Annotated in this window: 13 protein-coding genes; 6 read left to right on the forward strand and 7 right to left on the reverse strand. The window is 55.3% G+C overall.

Translation table 11 applies throughout. From position 1 onward, the window contains the following. Window positions 1-9: 9 nt before the first annotated feature. Window positions 10-1,263 (forward strand): serine hydroxymethyltransferase, encoded by a 1,254-nt coding sequence (glyA, locus tag SK35_RS06450; protein ID WP_003835277.1) that lies wholly within the window; start codon window positions 10-12, stop codon window positions 1,261-1,263. A 92-nt stretch (window positions 1,264-1,355) separates the two neighbouring features. Here the strand turns inward: glyA and hcaD are convergent, their stop codons facing one another. From hcaD to hcaE, 5 genes are read right to left on the reverse strand one after another with little or no spacing between them, the layout of a single operon-like run. Then, window positions 1,356-2,558: a phenylpropionate dioxygenase ferredoxin reductase subunit gene (gene hcaD / locus SK35_RS06455; protein WP_048215768.1), complete on the reverse strand. Its 1,203-nt coding sequence runs from the start codon at window positions 2,556-2,558 to the stop codon at window positions 1,356-1,358. Between the two features lie 9 nt (window positions 2,559-2,567). Next, the gene (hcaB, locus tag SK35_RS06460; RefSeq protein ID WP_048215769.1) at window positions 2,568-3,380 is read right to left on the reverse strand and encodes a 3-phenylpropionate-dihydrodiol/cinnamic acid-dihydrodiol dehydrogenase; all 813 of its coding nucleotides are present in this window, start codon (window positions 3,378-3,380) and stop codon (window positions 2,568-2,570) included. Then, a complete protein-coding gene (hcaC, locus tag SK35_RS06465; protein ID WP_003037633.1) occupies window positions 3,377-3,697 on the reverse strand; it encodes a 3-phenylpropionate/cinnamic acid dioxygenase ferredoxin subunit in 321 nt (106 codons plus the stop codon). Before hcaC ends, hcaB begins: the two co-directional genes overlap by 4 nt. Continuing rightward, window positions 3,697-4,215: a 3-phenylpropionate/cinnamic acid dioxygenase subunit beta gene (hcaF, locus tag SK35_RS06470; protein ID WP_048215770.1), complete on the reverse strand. Its 519-nt coding sequence runs from the start codon at window positions 4,213-4,215 to the stop codon at window positions 3,697-3,699. Before hcaF ends, hcaC begins: the two co-directional genes overlap by 1 nt. Next, window positions 4,212-5,573, reverse strand: coding sequence for a 3-phenylpropionate/cinnamic acid dioxygenase subunit alpha (gene hcaE / locus SK35_RS06475; RefSeq protein WP_048215771.1), 1,362 nt, complete (start codon window positions 5,571-5,573; stop codon window positions 4,212-4,214). The genes hcaF and hcaE overlap by 4 nt, the downstream gene beginning before the upstream one ends. A 135-nt stretch (window positions 5,574-5,708) precedes the next feature. Between hcaE and hcaR the strand changes: the two genes are divergently transcribed. Beyond that, the gene (hcaR, locus tag SK35_RS06480; protein ID WP_048215772.1) at window positions 5,709-6,602 is read left to right on the forward strand and encodes a DNA-binding transcriptional regulator HcaR; all 894 of its coding nucleotides are present in this window, start codon (window positions 5,709-5,711) and stop codon (window positions 6,600-6,602) included. Between the two features lie 3 nt (window positions 6,603-6,605). Here hcaR and SK35_RS06485 read toward each other — a convergent pair whose 3' ends face one another. After that, window positions 6,606-7,799 carry an ROK family transcriptional regulator gene (locus tag SK35_RS06485; protein ID WP_048215773.1) on the reverse strand — a complete coding sequence of 398 codons (1,194 nt, stop codon included), beginning with the start codon at window positions 7,797-7,799 and terminating at the stop codon, window positions 6,606-6,608. Between the two features lie 114 nt (window positions 7,800-7,913). On the opposite strand from SK35_RS06485, the gene SK35_RS06490 reads away from it, so the two are divergent. The 4 genes from SK35_RS06490 to SK35_RS06505 all read left to right on the forward strand — a co-directional run bounded on the left by SK35_RS06490 (window position 7,914) and on the right by SK35_RS06505 (window position 14,771). Beyond that, window positions 7,914-11,180: a DUF5107 domain-containing protein gene (locus tag SK35_RS06490; protein ID WP_048215774.1), complete on the forward strand. Its 3,267-nt coding sequence runs from the start codon at window positions 7,914-7,916 to the stop codon at window positions 11,178-11,180. Window positions 11,181-11,252: 72 nt separating this feature from the next. Then, on the forward strand, window positions 11,253-12,692 hold the full coding sequence (locus SK35_RS06495; RefSeq protein ID WP_048215775.1) for a sugar porter family MFS transporter: 1,440 nt from the start codon (window positions 11,253-11,255) through the stop codon (window positions 12,690-12,692). Then, complete coding sequence (locus SK35_RS06500) at window positions 12,692-13,534, forward strand: aldose 1-epimerase (protein ID WP_048215776.1); 843 nt, start codon at window positions 12,692-12,694, stop codon at window positions 13,532-13,534. Before SK35_RS06495 ends, SK35_RS06500 begins: the two co-directional genes overlap by 1 nt. 88 nt (window positions 13,535-13,622) lie before the next feature. Beyond that, a complete protein-coding gene (locus SK35_RS06505; RefSeq protein ID WP_048215777.1) occupies window positions 13,623-14,771 on the forward strand; it encodes a 3-phenylpropionate MFS transporter in 1,149 nt (382 codons plus the stop codon). Here SK35_RS06505 and csiE read toward each other — a convergent pair. Then, window positions 14,766-16,043 carry a stationary phase inducible protein CsiE gene (csiE, locus tag SK35_RS06510; RefSeq protein WP_032944230.1) on the reverse strand — a complete coding sequence of 426 codons (1,278 nt, stop codon included), beginning with the start codon at window positions 16,041-16,043 and terminating at the stop codon, window positions 14,766-14,768. The genes SK35_RS06505 and csiE overlap by 6 nt on opposite strands. Window positions 16,044-16,415: the final 372 nt, after the last annotated feature.

Below are 16,415 nucleotides of genomic sequence, written 5' to 3' on the forward strand. Positions count from 1 at the left end.
GAGATGCGGATGTTAAAGCGTGAAATGAACATTGCCGATTATGATGCCGAACTGTGGCAGGCTATGGAGCAGGAAAAAGTACGTCAGGAAGAGCACATCGAACTGATCGCCTCCGAAAACTACACCAGCCCGCGTGTTATGCAGGCGCAGGGTTCTCAGCTGACCAACAAATATGCTGAAGGTTATCCGGGCAAGCGCTACTACGGCGGTTGCGAGTACGTTGATATCGTTGAGCAACTGGCTATCGATCGCGCAAAAGAGCTGTTTGGCGCTGACTACGCTAACGTACAACCGCACTCCGGCTCTCAGGCTAACTTTGCTGTTTACACCGCTCTGCTGCAACCGGGCGATACCGTTCTGGGTATGAACCTGGCACAAGGCGGCCACCTGACTCACGGCTCCCCGGTTAACTTCTCCGGCAAACTGTACAACATCATCCCTTACGGTATTGATGAGTCCGGTAAAATTGACTACGAAGACATGGCTAAGCAGGCCAAAGAGCACAAACCGAAGATGATCATCGGCGGCTTCTCTGCTTACTCCGGTGTTGTTGACTGGGCAAAAATGCGTGAAATCGCTGACAGCATCGGCGCATATCTGTTCGTCGATATGGCGCACGTTGCGGGTCTGATTGCCGCAGGCGTTTATCCGAACCCGGTTCCACACGCACACGTTGTGACCACCACCACCCACAAAACCCTGGCGGGTCCACGCGGTGGCCTGATCCTGGCGAAAGGCGGTGACGAAGAGCTGTACAAAAAACTGAACTCCGCTGTGTTCCCAAGCGCGCAGGGCGGCCCGCTGATGCACGTGATCGCGGCGAAAGCTGTGGCGCTGAAAGAAGCGATGGAGCCTGAGTTCAAGGTTTACCAACAGCAGGTTGCCAAAAATGCCAAAGCGATGGTGGAAGTGTTCCTGAACCGTGGCTACAAAGTGGTTTCTGGCGGTACTGAAAACCACCTGTTCCTGCTGGATCTGGTTGATAAAAACCTGACCGGTAAAGAAGCTGATGCCGCGCTGGGCCGTGCTAACATCACCGTTAACAAAAACAGCGTACCGAACGATCCGAAGAGCCCGTTTGTGACTTCCGGTATCCGTATCGGTTCTCCGGCTGTGACTCGCCGTGGCTTTAAAGAAGCTGAAGTGAAAGAGCTGGCTGGCTGGATGTGTGACGTTCTGGACAACATCAATGACGAAGCTGTTATCGAGCGCGTCAAAGGTAAAGTGCTGGATATCTGTGCACGTTTCCCGGTTTACGCGTAAGTCATACGGATTGCCAGATGGTGGTGTAAACACCTTTTCCGGCCTACAGGTAACTCACATGTAGGCCGGATAAACGAAGTGCCATCCGGCAGTTATATTGACTTAAGCAAGATTGTTTCATCGATTAAAGTCGCCACTGGCGGCTTTTTCTTTGCCTGAATCCATTTTCTCAATAAACGTATTTCTCGGCCCTGATTCAACGTTACTGCGCCGACAATCACGCCATCCTGTAGGTTGAACCATATTGCTTTCTGCGCATCAGGATCGCCGCGTAGGAGCCAGTTCTCACCCTGCATTTCGCCGATAAACTGTAGATTATCACGGTACTGATCGGTCCAGAACCAGCCCGGCGTTGCTGCTGGCTGCGGTTGATTGAGCATCGCGGCGGCGGCAACCTGTGCCTGAAAATTGGCGTTTTCCCAGCTTTCCACGCGTACTAACGAACCGTCAGCCTGGCGCGTTATCGCTACGTCACCGGCGGCGAAAATCGCGGGATCGGAGGTGGTGCAGGCGGCATCAACGATAATGCCGTTCACTGTCTCCAGTCCCGCTTCGCGGGCCAGCATATCGTTCGCCACGATACCGATACCATAGATCACCGCATCGGCGGTGAGAGTTTCGCCGTTTTGCAGCATGAGCGAGAGACACTCTCCCGCTTCGGCATGCTCAATAGCGCTGTTAAGCAGTACCCGCACGCCCGCAAGTTGGTGGCGGGCTAGCAGGTAGTCGCGCACCGGAGCAGGCGCGTTGCGGCCCATGACCGTTGGCGCCAGCTCCACCACTGTCACCTGACAGCCGCGTTGAGTCGCGCTGGCCGCCAGTTCCAGACCAATGGTGCCCGCACCGACAATGACAATCGACTTGCCCGGCAATAAATTGTCGCGCAGGCGCTCGGCATCGCCCGCGTGGCGCAGGGTGAAGCAACGATCGCCCAGCTTATCCAGTTGCGGAAAGGGGCGTGCCGCAGCGCCCGTTGCAATCAGTAGCCGATCCCATGGATAACTCTGCCCATTAGCCAGCACCAACTGATGGGTTTGGCGGCCGAGCGTCTGCACAGTAACCCCCAGATGCAGCTGTACGTTGTGTTCCCGCCACCAGTCAGCGGGGAGTATCGGCTGAAGTTGCGGATTGTCGTCCAGTAGCATCGCTTTGGAGAGCGGTGGGCGTTCATAGGGCAGATGATGCTCATCGGAAAATAGGTGTAATTCGCCGTCAAAACCTTGTTGGCGCAGTGCAGCGGCAGCCATAGCCGCCGCCTGACCGCCGCCGACGATAGCAATAGTTTTTGGGTTCATAACGTCTCCTCAGAGATCCAGTCCGGCGGCGACGTGACGAATACCGCGAATACCCAGACCGGCGTCGGCATTGATCATCACGCCACTTAATGTGCGGTTGTTGCGTTTTGACGCCAGCATTACATACGGGCCGGTAAAATCCGCAGGCTCAGGGAAAAACTGTAGCGGCAAAATAGCGGCGATTTTTTCCGGCGTCAGCGACTGCATAATCGATGTATCGTTTTGTCCCAGCGCCTGCGGGCCGCGTAGATCTGTCGCCATACCGCACGGACCGACACCGTTAACACGTACCTTTGGTGCCAGCTCGTAGGCCAGCTGGCGAATCAGCCCGGTAGCCGCATGTTTGCTGGCGGTATACAGCGGGCCGCCGCCGCCGGGATACCATGACGCATTGGACAGGGTAAAGATGATGCTGCCTTCGCTGGCTATAAGTGCAGGGGCACAGGCTTTCGCGCCCAGCAGATAGCCCAGCACGTTGACGTTAAACAGCTCATGAAAGCCGCTCTCCAGCGCATCCGCAGGCGTATTGACCAACGAGGCATTGTGATCCCATATCCCTGCATTTCCGATAAAACAGTCCAGCGTACCGTAATGCGTCAGGATTTGATCTACCGCGCGCTGATAGTCGGCGTAGCAGGTGACGTTGCCTTCGATTGCCAGCACATGTTCGCCAAAGCGCTGACGCAGGCTGGCAACTTTAGCTGGCGACAGCTCCAGTGTGGCGACCCGCGCACCTTCTTCGATGAAACGCTCGACCAGCGCCAGGCCAAGACCGGAGCCGCCGCCGGTGATAAAGACCACGTTATCGCGTAAATCGCTCATCTAGCGTCCTCTGGAATATCAACAAACACATCGCTACCGTCCACATATACCGCGTAGGTGGTTAGCGGATCGGTGGCGGGTAGACACAACGCCTTGCCGGTTTTCAGGCAAAAACTGGCGGCATGCAGCGGGCATTCCACCGTAGCGTCGTCTTCCAGATAGCCTTCCGACATCGAGGCGTTACCGTGGCTACAGCGATCGTTAATGGCATAGAACTCGCCGCCAACGTTGAACAGCGCGATGACGGGCGAGGTATCAAGCCGGAGCGCTTCACCCTCCGGCAAATCCCCTACGGGGCAAGCATAAACACGACTCATCAGAACAGTACACTCAGGTTATGGGAGGTGATCACCGCTTGATCCAGCACGATCTCACGCTCCAGTAAGCGCCACTCATCGCCCGGCAAACGGCGCACTTTGTCTATGCGCATGCCGACGTAAAAGGTTTCATCGCGCTCTTTTTGCGCGCGATACAGCAGATAATTAAGGCGCACGGCAAAGACGTCGGGAACTCTAGTTTCACTGACCTGGCAGTTGCTGATCAGGTGCCGGGTACGCGACGGTGGCTCTTCCGCCCAGGCCATGCCGGTTTCCAGCCGCGCGATACGACGTTCGAGCTGGTCTTTGTTGTCGTTGAAAATCCAGGTGGTCGGCGGCTGCACGCCTTTGCGACGATCGCGCGTCTGGGCATTGACCGTCGTACGCATGGTGTAGCGAATGTCTTCATCCAGTTGTGCCAGCCAGTCACGAAACTTCCAGTCATCCAGCAGGCTGGCTTCATGGTAGAGAAACTGTGTAATGCGGTGGTGTAGTTCCTGAGAAACGAAGGTGCTCATTTCATCACCTCCTGCTGGTAAGCGGCGGTTTTTTCCTGCACTTCCTGCCAGCTTTCGCTGCTGAGTAAATCGGCCCAGCGCTGATACATGCCGCGCGCGGCGGTTTCCGAAAAGATGTAGTTGGTGATCCCCGGAATGCCGTCTTCACGACGTTTCTCCTGGCCAAGCCCCATTTCCAGACACAACTTGGTGTTGCGTGCGCGATGACCCTTCAACAGTTTTTGAATTTCACACCAGTTTTCCGAGTCGTCCTGCTCCAGGAATCCGGCGGGGCCAAAGGCGCGCGTGGCGCTGTTTTCAAACGCAGCTTTCACTTCATTAGAGGCGGCTTTATCGGTAATACAGAATGCCCACACTTCAACTTGATCCGGCCCGCGCGGATGCCAGACCCTTAAGGTGGCAGTACCGTTGAGCCAGGAAAGCGTTGGGAAAATGTTGTTGTGACCGGCCAGACGCAGGGCGCGAACTTTTCCCAGACGCTGCTCGGCTTCCGCGTAGGTGTCACGGTAGTAGCTGGAGACTTCGCCGTCGACCCAGACGTTGGCATCGGGATTTTCGGTAAAGAAAAATCCGCTGCCGTGCCCATCCTGACCGAACTGTAGCGCGTCTTTGGCGGTTTCCCACACCGGGCGGGCGGTTTGTCCGTCGCCCAGGCGCTTGTCGCTGCCGTCGTCTTTTGCCCCCAGCACCTGCACGGCCGAGGCATGGCTGAACAGCGCGTGATACTGGTCGCTGGCAAACTGTTCGGCGGGGAATTTCCAGTTACAATCGATGGTCCACTTTTGTACGCCACCGACGATTTCGGTGCCGCCTTCACGACGATCCAGCACACCGTCGAGATACCAGGCGATATCGCCGAGATAATCGCGCAGCGTAGGCGCGGAGGTATCCCAGTTGCCGAAAATCAGTCCCTTGTAGCTCTCTACGCCAGAAACTTCGTTCAGCCCCCAGTGCGATTTGCACAGCCCTTGCGGGTAGGCGCGCGGTTCCAGCGGGACGTCGATCAGATCGCCGTTAATGCCGTACGACCAGCCGTGATACGGGCAGGTGAAGGCGCGGGTATTGCCGCAGTCGGCGTAGCTGACGCGCATTGCGCGGTGGCGACACTGGTTGAGAAACGCTTTGATGCTGCCGTCTTTCTGGCGAACCACCACAACTGCATCCTCGCCCATGTAGGTGTTAAAAAAATCACCGGGTTTGGGGATTTGGCTTTCGTGGGCGAGAAATAACCAGCAGCGTCCGAAGATGCGTTCTAGCTCCAGTTGGTAAATTTCAGGGTCGGTATAAATTCGTGGGGTTACGCGACCGTTTTGCGTGTCGATCAGTTGGTAGATGTCTAAATTTGAGGGTGTGGTCATATTTTTTAATCCTGAAAGCTAAGATGTATTGACCTTCTTTTTTTGTACCCTAAGGATGTTGCTGGTTAGTTATCAATCTGTGAAATAGTAAATTTCTACCAGTTGAGACATTTTTTCGATAACAAGGAGAAGGGCATGGAACTGAGGCACTTACGCTATTTCGTAGCGGTGGCGCAGGCGCTGAATTTCACCCGAGCGGCAGAAAAGCTGCATACCTCTCAGCCGTCGTTAAGCAGCCAGATCCGCGATCTGGAAACGTGCGTGGGCGTTCCGTTGCTGGTGCGGGATAAACGAAAAGTTGCGCTGACGGCGGCGGGAGAGTGCTTTTTACAAGATGCGAAGGCGATCCTCGAACAGGCGGAAAACGCTAAAGTTCGTGCCCGTAAAACGGTGCAGGAAGATAATCATTTCGCCATCGGTTTTGTCCCTTCCGCAGAGGTAAATCTGCTGCCGAAGGTGCTGCCTTTGTTTCGTTTAAAACAGCCTGATACGCACATTGAGCTGGTGAGTCTGATCACCACCGAACAGGAAGAGAAGATCCTGAGTGGAGAGCTGGATGTGGGCTTAATGCGCCACCCGGTGTACAGCCCGGATCTCGATTATCTGGAGCTGATTCATGAGCCGTTAGTAGTGGTTTTACCGGTGAATCATCCGTTAGCTAATGAGCAAGCAATCTCCGCAGAACAACTACACGGCGTGAATTTTGTCAGCACCGATCCGGCCTACTCTGGCGCGTTAGCGATGATTGTCAAAAACTGGTTTCAGCAGCAAAAAAGCCAGCCCAACATTGTGCAGGTGGCAACCAACATTCTGGTGACCATGAACCTGGTCGGCATGGGGCTGGGGGTGACTTTGATACCCGGTTATATGAATAATTTTAATACCGGACAGGTGGTTTTCCGCCCTATTGTTGGCGATGTTCCGACCATTGCGCTGTTGATGGCGTGGAAAAAAGGGCCAATCAAACCGGCGTTGACCGATTTTATCGCCACGGTACATGAACGTTTAGCGGTGAGCCTGACGGAGTAATGGCTATAACTCGCTAAGCTGTGACTCGACATACAGATAGCCAATGCCCATAAGTTGCTGGGTGCGATTAAGCTTACCGAAGCTTATCTGCGTGGCTCTGGCTCGCGGGTTATCGCCGTGATCGAATGGGTTAAACCCAGTTTGCTGCACCAGCGTATTGAGCCAGCTGTCGCCAAATGCGCAGCTACGCCCATACAACCATATTTGGTTAATATTCAGTATATTCAGAAAGTTATAAAGACTCAGCCCGATGGCGCTGGCGGCATTTTCGGCCCAGGCCTGAATGCGGACATCTCCGTGCTGCCAGGCCGCAATTAGCTGGTCAGTGGTGAGCGTTTCCGGATCGTAAAGGGATGTCGGCTGCGATTTCATCCACACCCGGGCCTGCTTTTTCAATGCGCTTAATGACGCTACGGTTTCCAGACAGCCATAGCGACCACAGTCACAGGCGACACCATCGGGATGAATGATGGTATGCCCAATCTGACCGCTGCCATACAGGCTACCGCGCCAGATGTTATCGTTAATCACAAACGATGAGCCAATACCGTAATCAACGTTAATCACGCAGAAATCACCGTTTGCCGCCGGGTTTTGCCATTTTTCCGCCAGCGCCAGCATCACGCAGTCATTGTCCAGCCGGACCTGCACGCCGAGCTTCTCCTCCAGCAGATATTTTATTTCCACCGGAGTTTTCCACGGGGCCTGGGGCATGGTTTTTGATGCACCGGTTATCGGATCAACTTGACCATGAACGCCAAGCGCCAGATTAATCGTCACATCGGGAAATTCCCGACGATACTCCCGCCAGTGTGCCGCCAGGGCTGACAGCAGCGCTTTTGGCGATTCGGGGTTGATGACTTCATGCTGCCAGTCGCCTACGGCCACCAGTCGCGCGTCCGCCAGTTGACTGGTGATGCTGGTGGGGGTGACGTTGATGCACAGCGTCCAGGCGCCTTTTTCTGGCAAATGATAGCTGCCGCTGCTCAAACCGCGCTGGCTTAAGGTTTCTCGCGAATGGCTGATTCTCCCTTCATCCATCAGTTCTTCGAGGATATTGCTGACCGCCGGGATCGACAGGCTGGTGAGCTGCGCCAGCTGTGACTTGCTGAGCTGTTTTTCCCGCCACAGGTGAGACAAAAAGATCTGTTTATTCGCCTGACGGACCCTGACGTTGTTGAACCCCGAACGCTGCATTCACTTAACTCCCTTAACTATATTGCGTGAGCATTGCGCATTTTAACGCCACCTAACTGCCGCAGAATAGCATCAAGTTGAATTTTTACTTTTGTTTATTGAGTGGAGAGCGGCATGTACGGTTCAGTTAAAGTCTGGCAGGAAACGATCACCCTCCCAACTTGGGCGGCGGGTGAAGAAGATGCCAACCCAATGTTTCTGGAAAAACGGGTGTATCAGGGATCTTCTGGAGCGGTTTACCCTTACGGCGTGATTGATACGCTGACCGGCAAACGTGAAATGCGCGACTATCAGGCGGTGTGGATGGAGAATGACTTCATTCGCATCATGCTGCTGCCGGAGTTAGGCGGGCGTATTCATCGAGCGTATGACAAAGTGCAGCAGCGCGACTTCGTCTACTACAACGAAGTGGTGAAACCCGCGCTGGTCGGTCTGCTTGGGCCGTGGATCTCCGGCGGCATCGAGTTTAACTGGCCGCAACATCATCGCCCGACCACCTTTATGCCGGTGGATTTTACTCAGCAGCAGGGTGAGCAGGGTGAATACACCGTGTGGATGGGTGAGGTTGAGCCTATGCGCGGTTTACAGGTAATGACCGGATTCACGCTGTATCCGGATCGCGCGTTGATCGAGATAACCGGGAAGGTGTTTAACGGTAACGCTACCCCGCGCCACTTCTTATGGTGGGCGAATCCGGCGGTGAAGGGCGGCGACGATCATCAGAGCGTGTTCCCTCCGGATGTGACGGCGGTATTTGACCACGGTAAGCGCGATGTCTCAGCGTTTCCAATCGCCACCGGCACATACTACAAAGTGGACTATTCGGCCGGTGTGGATATCTCACGCTACAAGAACGTACCCGTACCGACCTCCTATATGGCTGAAAAATCAGATTATGATTTTGTTGGCGCGTGGCATCACGGCGAGCGTGGTGGGTTGCTGCATGTGGCCGATCACCATGTTTCGCCGGGGAAAAAACAGTGGACCTGGGGATACGGCGACTTTGGTGTTGCCTGGGATCGTAATCTCACCGATGACAACGGTCCGTATATTGAACTGATGACCGGGGTCTTTACCGATAATCAGCCGGATTTCACCTGGCTTGCGCCGTACGAAGAGAAAGTCTTCGTGCAAAACTTCTTGCCCTACAGCGAACTGGGAATGGTGCAAAACGCCAGCACGCAGTTGGCGCTTCGTCTGGTGCGTGAGCGTAGCCAGCTTTCTGCGGGCGTTTATGCGATTGCGCCGCTACGCGATGTTCAGGTTACGCTTGCTGCGCACGGGCAGCCGTTCTATGAAAATACCCTCACCCTTGAGCCTGGACAGAGCTGGCTGGCCGATGTGTCTGACAATGGCCATGCCCGGGTGACGATGACCGTCACAAGCGTCGATGGCACTACGCTTTTGCAGTACGAAGAGCACATCGCGAAAGAATTACCGCTGCCTTCGGCGGCCGTTGCGCCAGCGCTGCCAGAAGCGCTTTCTAATACCGATGAACTCTATTTTATTGGTCAGCATCTGGAGCAGTACAACCACGCCAGCCGCTATGCCGAAGATTATTATCGCCGCGCGCTGGACGTTGATCCGCTGGACTACCGCAATAATGTGGCCCTGGGGACGCTGGCGCTAAACCGCGCCGACTGGGCGCTGGCGGCACAATGTGCTGGCAAGGCGCTGGAGCGGGCGCATAAGCTCAATAAAAATCCGCGTGATGGTGAGGCAAGTATGCTGCTGGCCGCCGCACAGGAACGTCAGGGCGATGATGACAGCGCGTGGGATAATTATTATAAGGCCAGCTGGAGCGGCAACTGCCGGGATGCAGCTTTCTGGTCGTTAGCGCGTCTGGCGATGAAGCGTCAGGACTACGCTGGCGCATTGGAAAAGGTCGAGCAGAGCCTGCGCTTTAACGGCAGTAATAACCTGGCGATGGGGCTGAAAGCGCTGGCGCTGGCAAAGCTTGATCGCAATGCGCAAGCGCTGGACTACATTCGCCAACAACTGGTTGATTATCCGCTGAGTTACACCCTGCACTATGCGCGCTGGGCTATTTGCCAGGATGAGGCCACTGCACAGGCGCTAATCTCGATTACCGGGCGGCGCGGGACCAACGCGTGTGAACTGGCAGGCTGGCTGACTTCTTTGGGGCAAAAGGATGCTGCCCGTAGCGTGCTGGAACTGCTCGACAGCCAGGAAACGCTGCCGATGCTGTGGCGCGCTTCGCTGAGCGATAATCCACAACCGTTCATTGAACGTGCTCGTGAGTGTCTGCAAAACCGCGTGCGCTTCCCCAATACGCTGGATGAAGTGCAGATGCTGCAAACTCTTGAGCAAAGTGCTTTTGCCCGCTATTTCCTCGGCTGCTTCTGGTACAGCAAACGGCGTTATGCCGAGGCGGTTTCCTGCTGGCAGTTCACGCTTGCGCAGGAAGCGGATTTCGCACCGGTACACCGTTTACTGGGAATCTATGCCTGGAACAAACTGCACGATGCACAGCAGGCGATGCAGTATTTGTCGCAGGCCGTGGCGCTGGAACCACAGAATGCTCGCTTCCTGTTTGAACTCGACTATCTCAAGAAGTTAATGGCACAACCCGCTGAGCAGCGTCTGCAGCGACTGGAAGCCAGTAAAGAGATTGTCTTCCATCGAGACGATCTGACGGTGGAACTGCTCAGCTTGTGGAATGGGGTGGGGCGCTACGACGATGCCGCCGCAGTGTTACGTGAACGCGTGTTCCATCCGTGGGAAGGTGGTGAAGGTAAAGCCACCGGGCAATATCTGCTGAATCAGATGCATCGTGCCCTTGCTGCCGTTCAGTCCGGCGACCTGCAAACCGCCATCGCGCAGCTGCAACAGGCGTTGCACTACCCACAAAACCTCGGGGAGGGGCGTCTGCCTGGGCAAACGGATAATGACATCTGGTATTTGCTGGGGCATTGCGCGCAGCTGCAAGGCCATTTCGAGGAATCCCAGCGCTACTTCTCCCGTGCGACGCGTGGCGGCAGCTCACTGGATGCCGGACGTTATTACAACGACCAGCCAGTGGACTATCTCTTCTGGCAGGGTATGGCGCAGAGAAAACTTGGCGATGACGCAGAGGCGGACGCTTTGTTCAATAGCTTCCTGCAATGGGTTGAGTCGCATCACGACAACGTGCCGGATGTCGATTTCTTCGCCGTCTCGCTACCCGACCTGGTGGTGCTGGATACCTCAGCACAAGCAAAACACCAGCAACACTGCCTGTTTATCAATGCGCTTGGGCATCTGGGGCTGGGAAATAGCGCCGCCTGTCAGCGTGAACTTGATGAACTCCTGCAACTCAATCCGGCACATGACAAGGCATTACTGCTGCGTCACGCCATTAACGTAAGGCTTTTCCAGTAACACCCGAAACGGGTGGGGGTAACCTCACCCGAAACCTACTGTACCCTGCGTTTCCCTGAAAGAGGAATCATAATGAATAACGCGCAGACACATTTAAAGATTGGTTACGTCTGGACTATCTGCCTGGTTGCGGCCTGCGGAGGTTTACTGTTTGGCTATGACTGGGTGGTGATCGGCGGGGCAAAACCCTTCTATGAAGCATATTTTTCGATTACCGATCCGGCACAATCCGGCTGGGCGATGAGTTCCGCGCTGGTTGGTTGTATCTTTGGCGCGCTGATTTCCGGCTGGTGCGCCGATAAATTTGGCCGAAAAATGCCGCTGATTCTCTCAGCGATCCTCTTTAGCGCTTCCGCCTGGGGAACCGCCGTCGCCAGTAACTTCGATATGTTTATTGTTTATCGCATCGTTGGCGGCGTGGGGATTGGTCTGGCGTCTGCGCTAAGCCCACTGTATATCGCCGAGGTTAGCCCCGCTGAAAAGCGTGGTCGCTTTGTGGCCGTTAACCAGCTCACCATCGTCATTGGCGTGCTGGCGGCGCAGCTTATCAACCTGATGATTGCCGAACCTGTTGCTACAGGCGCTACGCAGCAAGCAATTGTTGAAAGTTGGAACGGTCAGACGGGCTGGCGCTGGATGTTTGGCGCAGAATTAGTGCCCGCGGTAATTTTCCTGGTGCTGATGTTCTTTGTTCCTGAATCGCCGCGCTGGCTGGTGAAAGCGGGAAAAGCCGATCGTGCGCGCGCCATGCTGCAGCGCATTGGTTCGGCGGAATATGCCGGGCAAACGCTGAAAGAGATTGAACATACGTTGCAAAAAGATAATCACAAGGTCGCGTGGTCAACGCTGTTACAACCGCAGATCAAACCGATCGTGATTATTGGTATGGTGCTGGCAGTGTTTCAGCAGTGGTGTGGGATCAACGTTATTTTCAACTATGCGCAGGAGATCTTCGCTTCTGCCGGATTCGACATCAACGGTACGTTAAAATCGATCGTGGCGACAGGGATCATCAATCTGGTCTTTACCCTTGCCGCTCTGCCGTTAGTGGACAAAATTGGTCGTCGTAAACTGATGTTGTTCGGTGCGTCAGGATTAACGGTTATTTATGTACTGATTGCCGGGGCGTACGGGTTGGGCATTATGGGCTGGCCGGTTTTGGTTCTGGTGCTGGCGGCGATCGCTATTTATGCCCTGACGCTGGCTCCGGTGACCTGGGTGCTGCTGTCTGAAATTTTTCCTAATCGCGTTCGTGGGTTGGCGATGTCGCTGGGGACGCTGGCGCTGTGGATTGCCTGCTTCCTGCTGACCTATACCTTCCCGCTGCTCAATGCGAGTCTGGGCGCGTCGGGAAGCTTCCTGCTGTACGGTGTGATTTGCGCGATGGGCTTCATATATGTTCTGCGTAATGTACCGGAAACCAAAGGCGTGACGCTGGAAGCGCTGGAAGAACAGCTGGCGGCGCAACATACAAAAGCTGGCACATCAGCCCAGCAACGAAGCGCCCGATAATGGATGGTCTGCTGACGCTACAAAACGCACATCTGCGGATGTGCGTAGACTCGCAGGGCGGTTCGCTATTAAGTCTGGTTTCGTTACAACATCAACAGACCATTTTACGCGAAGGTCATGGTCAGCAACCCGGTGATTGCGGCCTGTTCCCGATGCTGCCGGTCGCGAATCGGGTGGCGGGAAATCGTTTTATGCTGCGCGGTGAAGAGGTGGTTTTACCTCAACATGGCGCAGATGACACCTTTTTCCTGCACGGTGACGGCTGGCTGCAACGCTGGCAGGTTATCACTGTCACCCAAAGCGGTTGTTTGCTGCAGTTGCGCAGTTGGCATCCCTGTGGCTACGACTATACGGCGCAGCTTTGCTATCAACTGGAAACCTCGAGCCTGCACGCCTCGTTGACGCTCACTCATTGCGGTGAGCAGCCAATGATTTACGGCTGCGGGTTCCATCCGTTTTTCGCCTTTGATAAGCGCAGTACGGCGCAGTTCACCGCAAGCGGCTACTGGCCTGAGGGGGAGCAGCATCTGCCGCTGGAATGGCAACGTGATATCCCTTCAGCGGCTGATTTCATGCATGCGCAATACGGTGAGGATAGCTGGCTGAATGTCGGATATTCTGGCTGGAGCGGGCGGGCCGTTATTCATCGTGATGTGATGAAAGTCACGATTTTAGCGCAAACTCCGTGGTTGATGCTGTTCAGAATGTCGGGTGAGGAGTTCCTGTGTCTGGAGCCGCAAACGCATCCGGTGAATGCCCACAACATGCAGGGGCAGCCGGGATTGCAGGTTTTAGCGCAGGGAGAACGCTGCCATTTTGCGATGCAAATTAGCATCGAATAGGGCAAAAATCATGTTATCTGCCTGTTAATGCTCTCTTGCGCCAGCCTGCGTTTGTCGCCAGACTATCGCCTCCAAACGGGAGGGATTCATGGCTTTGCATTCCACGCGCTGGCTGGCGCTCGGTTATTTCACCTACTTCTTTAGCTACGGTATCTTTCTGCCTTTCTGGAGCGTCTGGCTCGAAGGGTTAGGGCTGACGCCGGAAACCATCGGTTTACTGCTGGGGGCGGGGCTGATTGCCCGTTTTCTCGGTAGTTTGCTGATTGCGCCGCGTGTGAGCGATCCCTCTCGGCTGATCTCAGCGTTACGTATTCTGGCCCTGTTGACGCTGGTGTTTGCGCTGGCCTTCTGGGCGGGAACCAACGTGGCGTGGCTGATGGTGGTGATGGTCGGTTTTAACCTGTTTTTCTCACCGTTGGTACCGCTGACCGATGCGCTGGCCAACACCTGGCAGAAACAGATAACCATGGATTACGGTCGGGTGCGACTGTGGGGATCTGTGGCTTTTGTGATCGGCTCCGCGCTAACCGGCAAACTGGTGAGCCTGTTTGACTATCGGGTGATCCTGGTCCTGCTATCGCTTGGCGTCGCCTCGATGCTGCTGGGCATGATGATTCGCCCGAGCGTGCAGCCTGCGGGTGAAAACCGTCAGCAGGAGAGTGCGGGATGGCCCGCCTGGCGTGCGCTGATAACCCAGAGCTGGCGTTTTCTTGCTTGCGTGAGTCTGCTACAGGGTGCGCATGCTGCGTATTATGGTTTCAGCGCCATCTATTGGCAGTCTGCCGGATATTCCGCTTCGGCGGTGGGCTATTTATGGTCACTAGGTGTGGTGGCGGAGGTGATTATTTTCGCACTTAGCCACAAGCTGTTCCGTCGCTTCAGCGCCCGCGATCTGCTGCTGCTTTCCGCCGTTTGCGGGGTGGCGCGTTGGGGATTGATGGGCTGGAGCACCGAGCTGCCGTGGCTGATCGTGGTGCAAATCCTCCATTGCGGAACCTTTACCGTCTGCCACCTGGCGGCAATGCGTTATATCGCGGCACGCCAGGGGAGCGAAGTTATTCGTTTGCAGGCGGTGTATTCCGCGATAGCGATGGGCGGCAGTATCGCCATCATGACCGTATTCGCGGGCTATCTGTACCAGAATCTGGGCAGCGGCGTGTTCTGGGTGATGGCGCTGGTGGCGCTCCCGGCAATCGTTCTGCGCCCGAAGGTGGTCGCGCAGCCTGCAACGTTATGATTCGAGGATTTTGCGGATCTGCTGCTGCTGATGCGGCGTAAGCGCCAGATCCGCATGAATCAACGGGGGTGAAAATAGCGGTAACGGCGTGGTGTAAGGCGTAATAATCAGCGTTACGCCGCGCGGGGCACCCTCTTTTTGAAAGTCCTGCATCGGCATATGTTTTACGTTGAGCGGCAGCAGCGTCAGTTCGCGCAGCTGTTGCTCTATATGCACTTCAAGTTGTTCGTTACTACCGGTCAGCAGGATAATCTGCTTTTCGTGTAAATCCTTCTCCTGCATCAGCCAGGCGCCGAAAATAACGGCCACCAGCCCGATCTCTTCTTCGGAAAATTGCACATCGTATTCGGCCTCGAAGCCGTGAATCGCCTCGCGGGTAGTACGAACCAGCCGGGGATAAAGGCGGCTGAACTCCTCCGGCAGCGTGTTATCAATGCCGATGGCAAACACGCTGCGGTTCAGTGCCTGAGCCAGGTGGATATACAACTGGTCATTCAGCCCTTGCTCATCGCTGAAGCGCACATTGCCATACTCGCGAAAACGCAGCACCAGCCGCGCAATAGCAAGACGCAAGCGGCGATCCTGCTGGTGATTATCGCGGATGGGATCGGGGATGCGAAGCATTGAGAACAGCAACGCCATAAACAGCGATTCGCCCAGCGGTGCACTCTGCATGACGTGGCGCTGCCAGTGACGGCCAATTTCCTCTGCGAGAGGATATTCCGCGCAGGATTGCGCCCAGCGTTGCTGGAGTGGGTTAAACTCCGGGGTGATCCCCGCGTGGTGCTGTAGCAGGCAATACTGTAAATACAGGCGCAGGAACTGGATGTCACGACACTCAAACGGCTTCTGCAAGCGCCGGGAGCACAGATTAATGAGCGCATGCAGATTGGTGTCGTCATACAGCGTACGTGCGATCCCCCGTTGTTTTAGTTCTGCTTTTAACGCCGGGGTAAACTGCTGGGCGATAAAGGCAGGGCAAATCCGCAGGCCACGGCGCAGCCACTGCAACAGACACAGACGCTGATTTAGCGGGGTTCCTTCGATCGTATAGCCACCATTCTGCGCGGTGGCTATCGCGAGCCGGTGATAGCGCTGGATTTCGAGTCCTGCGCCAATAATATCTTCCTGAACCGTGGCATCATCGACACCGTTGAGGCTGCTGAAGGTTTGTGTAGTAGCGATTTGCCCCGGCAGGAAAAGCGTCAGCAGCACCTGGCAACGGCGCTGGGGAGCGGAAAGTACAGATGGTGGGGCAAGCGTTGACATCATCTGTAGGATCTCCCGTGAGTATGTTTGATAAGAATAGTTAAAGTTTGCGCATAGATTTGAGGAATGGAAAGCTTTACGCCAGGAATGCTGGGGAGCGTCACAGAATTTTTAACGTGCGGAACAGATAGCGGTAGTGGAACGCAGCGCGTTAATCCGCTTTTTCACTGTTTTATCTTTTGTTTAGATATGCCAGAGATGTACTGCATGTCATGTTAAACATGATGGAGAATATTTTATTCCGCTATGGGGTTCCGTTCACCCCAGCGTTATCACTTCTCTGAATCATAGATACCCGTGAACGTGCAAGGGAGGCTCACCGCCGCCTCCCTTGCATCCCAGGCTCCCGGCGGGAAAATCGTCGCGATGCGATTC

The organism is Citrobacter sp. MGH105, assembly GCF_001037485.2.
Classification (GTDB): domain Bacteria; phylum Pseudomonadota; class Gammaproteobacteria; order Enterobacterales; family Enterobacteriaceae; genus Citrobacter; species Citrobacter portucalensis.

Bases quoted from the DNA above. Each gene is read 5' to 3' on its own strand.
- glyA (WP_003835277.1), top strand. From the start codon at position 10: ATGTTAAAGCGTGAAATGAACATTGCCGATTATGATGCCGAACTGTGG.
- hcaD (WP_048215768.1), bottom strand. From the start codon at position 2,558: ATGAACCCAAAAACTATTGCTATCGTCGGCGGCGGTCAGGCGGCGGCT.
- hcaB (WP_048215769.1), bottom strand. From the start codon at position 3,380: ATGAGCGATTTACGCGATAACGTGGTCTTTATCACCGGCGGCGGCTCC.
- hcaC (WP_003037633.1), bottom strand. From the start codon at position 3,697: ATGAGTCGTGTTTATGCTTGCCCCGTAGGGGATTTGCCGGAGGGTGAA.
- hcaF (WP_048215770.1), bottom strand. From the start codon at position 4,215: ATGAGCACCTTCGTTTCTCAGGAACTACACCACCGCATTACACAGTTT.
- hcaE (WP_048215771.1), bottom strand. From the start codon at position 5,573: ATGACCACACCCTCAAATTTAGACATCTACCAACTGATCGACACGCAA.
- hcaR (WP_048215772.1), top strand. From the start codon at position 5,709: ATGGAACTGAGGCACTTACGCTATTTCGTAGCGGTGGCGCAGGCGCTG.
- SK35_RS06485 (WP_048215773.1), bottom strand. From the start codon at position 7,799: ATGCAGCGTTCGGGGTTCAACAACGTCAGGGTCCGTCAGGCGAATAAA.
- SK35_RS06490 (WP_048215774.1), top strand. From the start codon at position 7,914: ATGTACGGTTCAGTTAAAGTCTGGCAGGAAACGATCACCCTCCCAACT.
- SK35_RS06495 (WP_048215775.1), top strand. From the start codon at position 11,253: ATGAATAACGCGCAGACACATTTAAAGATTGGTTACGTCTGGACTATC.
- SK35_RS06500 (WP_048215776.1), top strand. From the start codon at position 12,692: ATGGATGGTCTGCTGACGCTACAAAACGCACATCTGCGGATGTGCGTA.
- SK35_RS06505 (WP_048215777.1), top strand. From the start codon at position 13,623: ATGGCTTTGCATTCCACGCGCTGGCTGGCGCTCGGTTATTTCACCTAC.
- csiE (WP_032944230.1), bottom strand. From the start codon at position 16,043: ATGATGTCAACGCTTGCCCCACCATCTGTACTTTCCGCTCCCCAGCGC.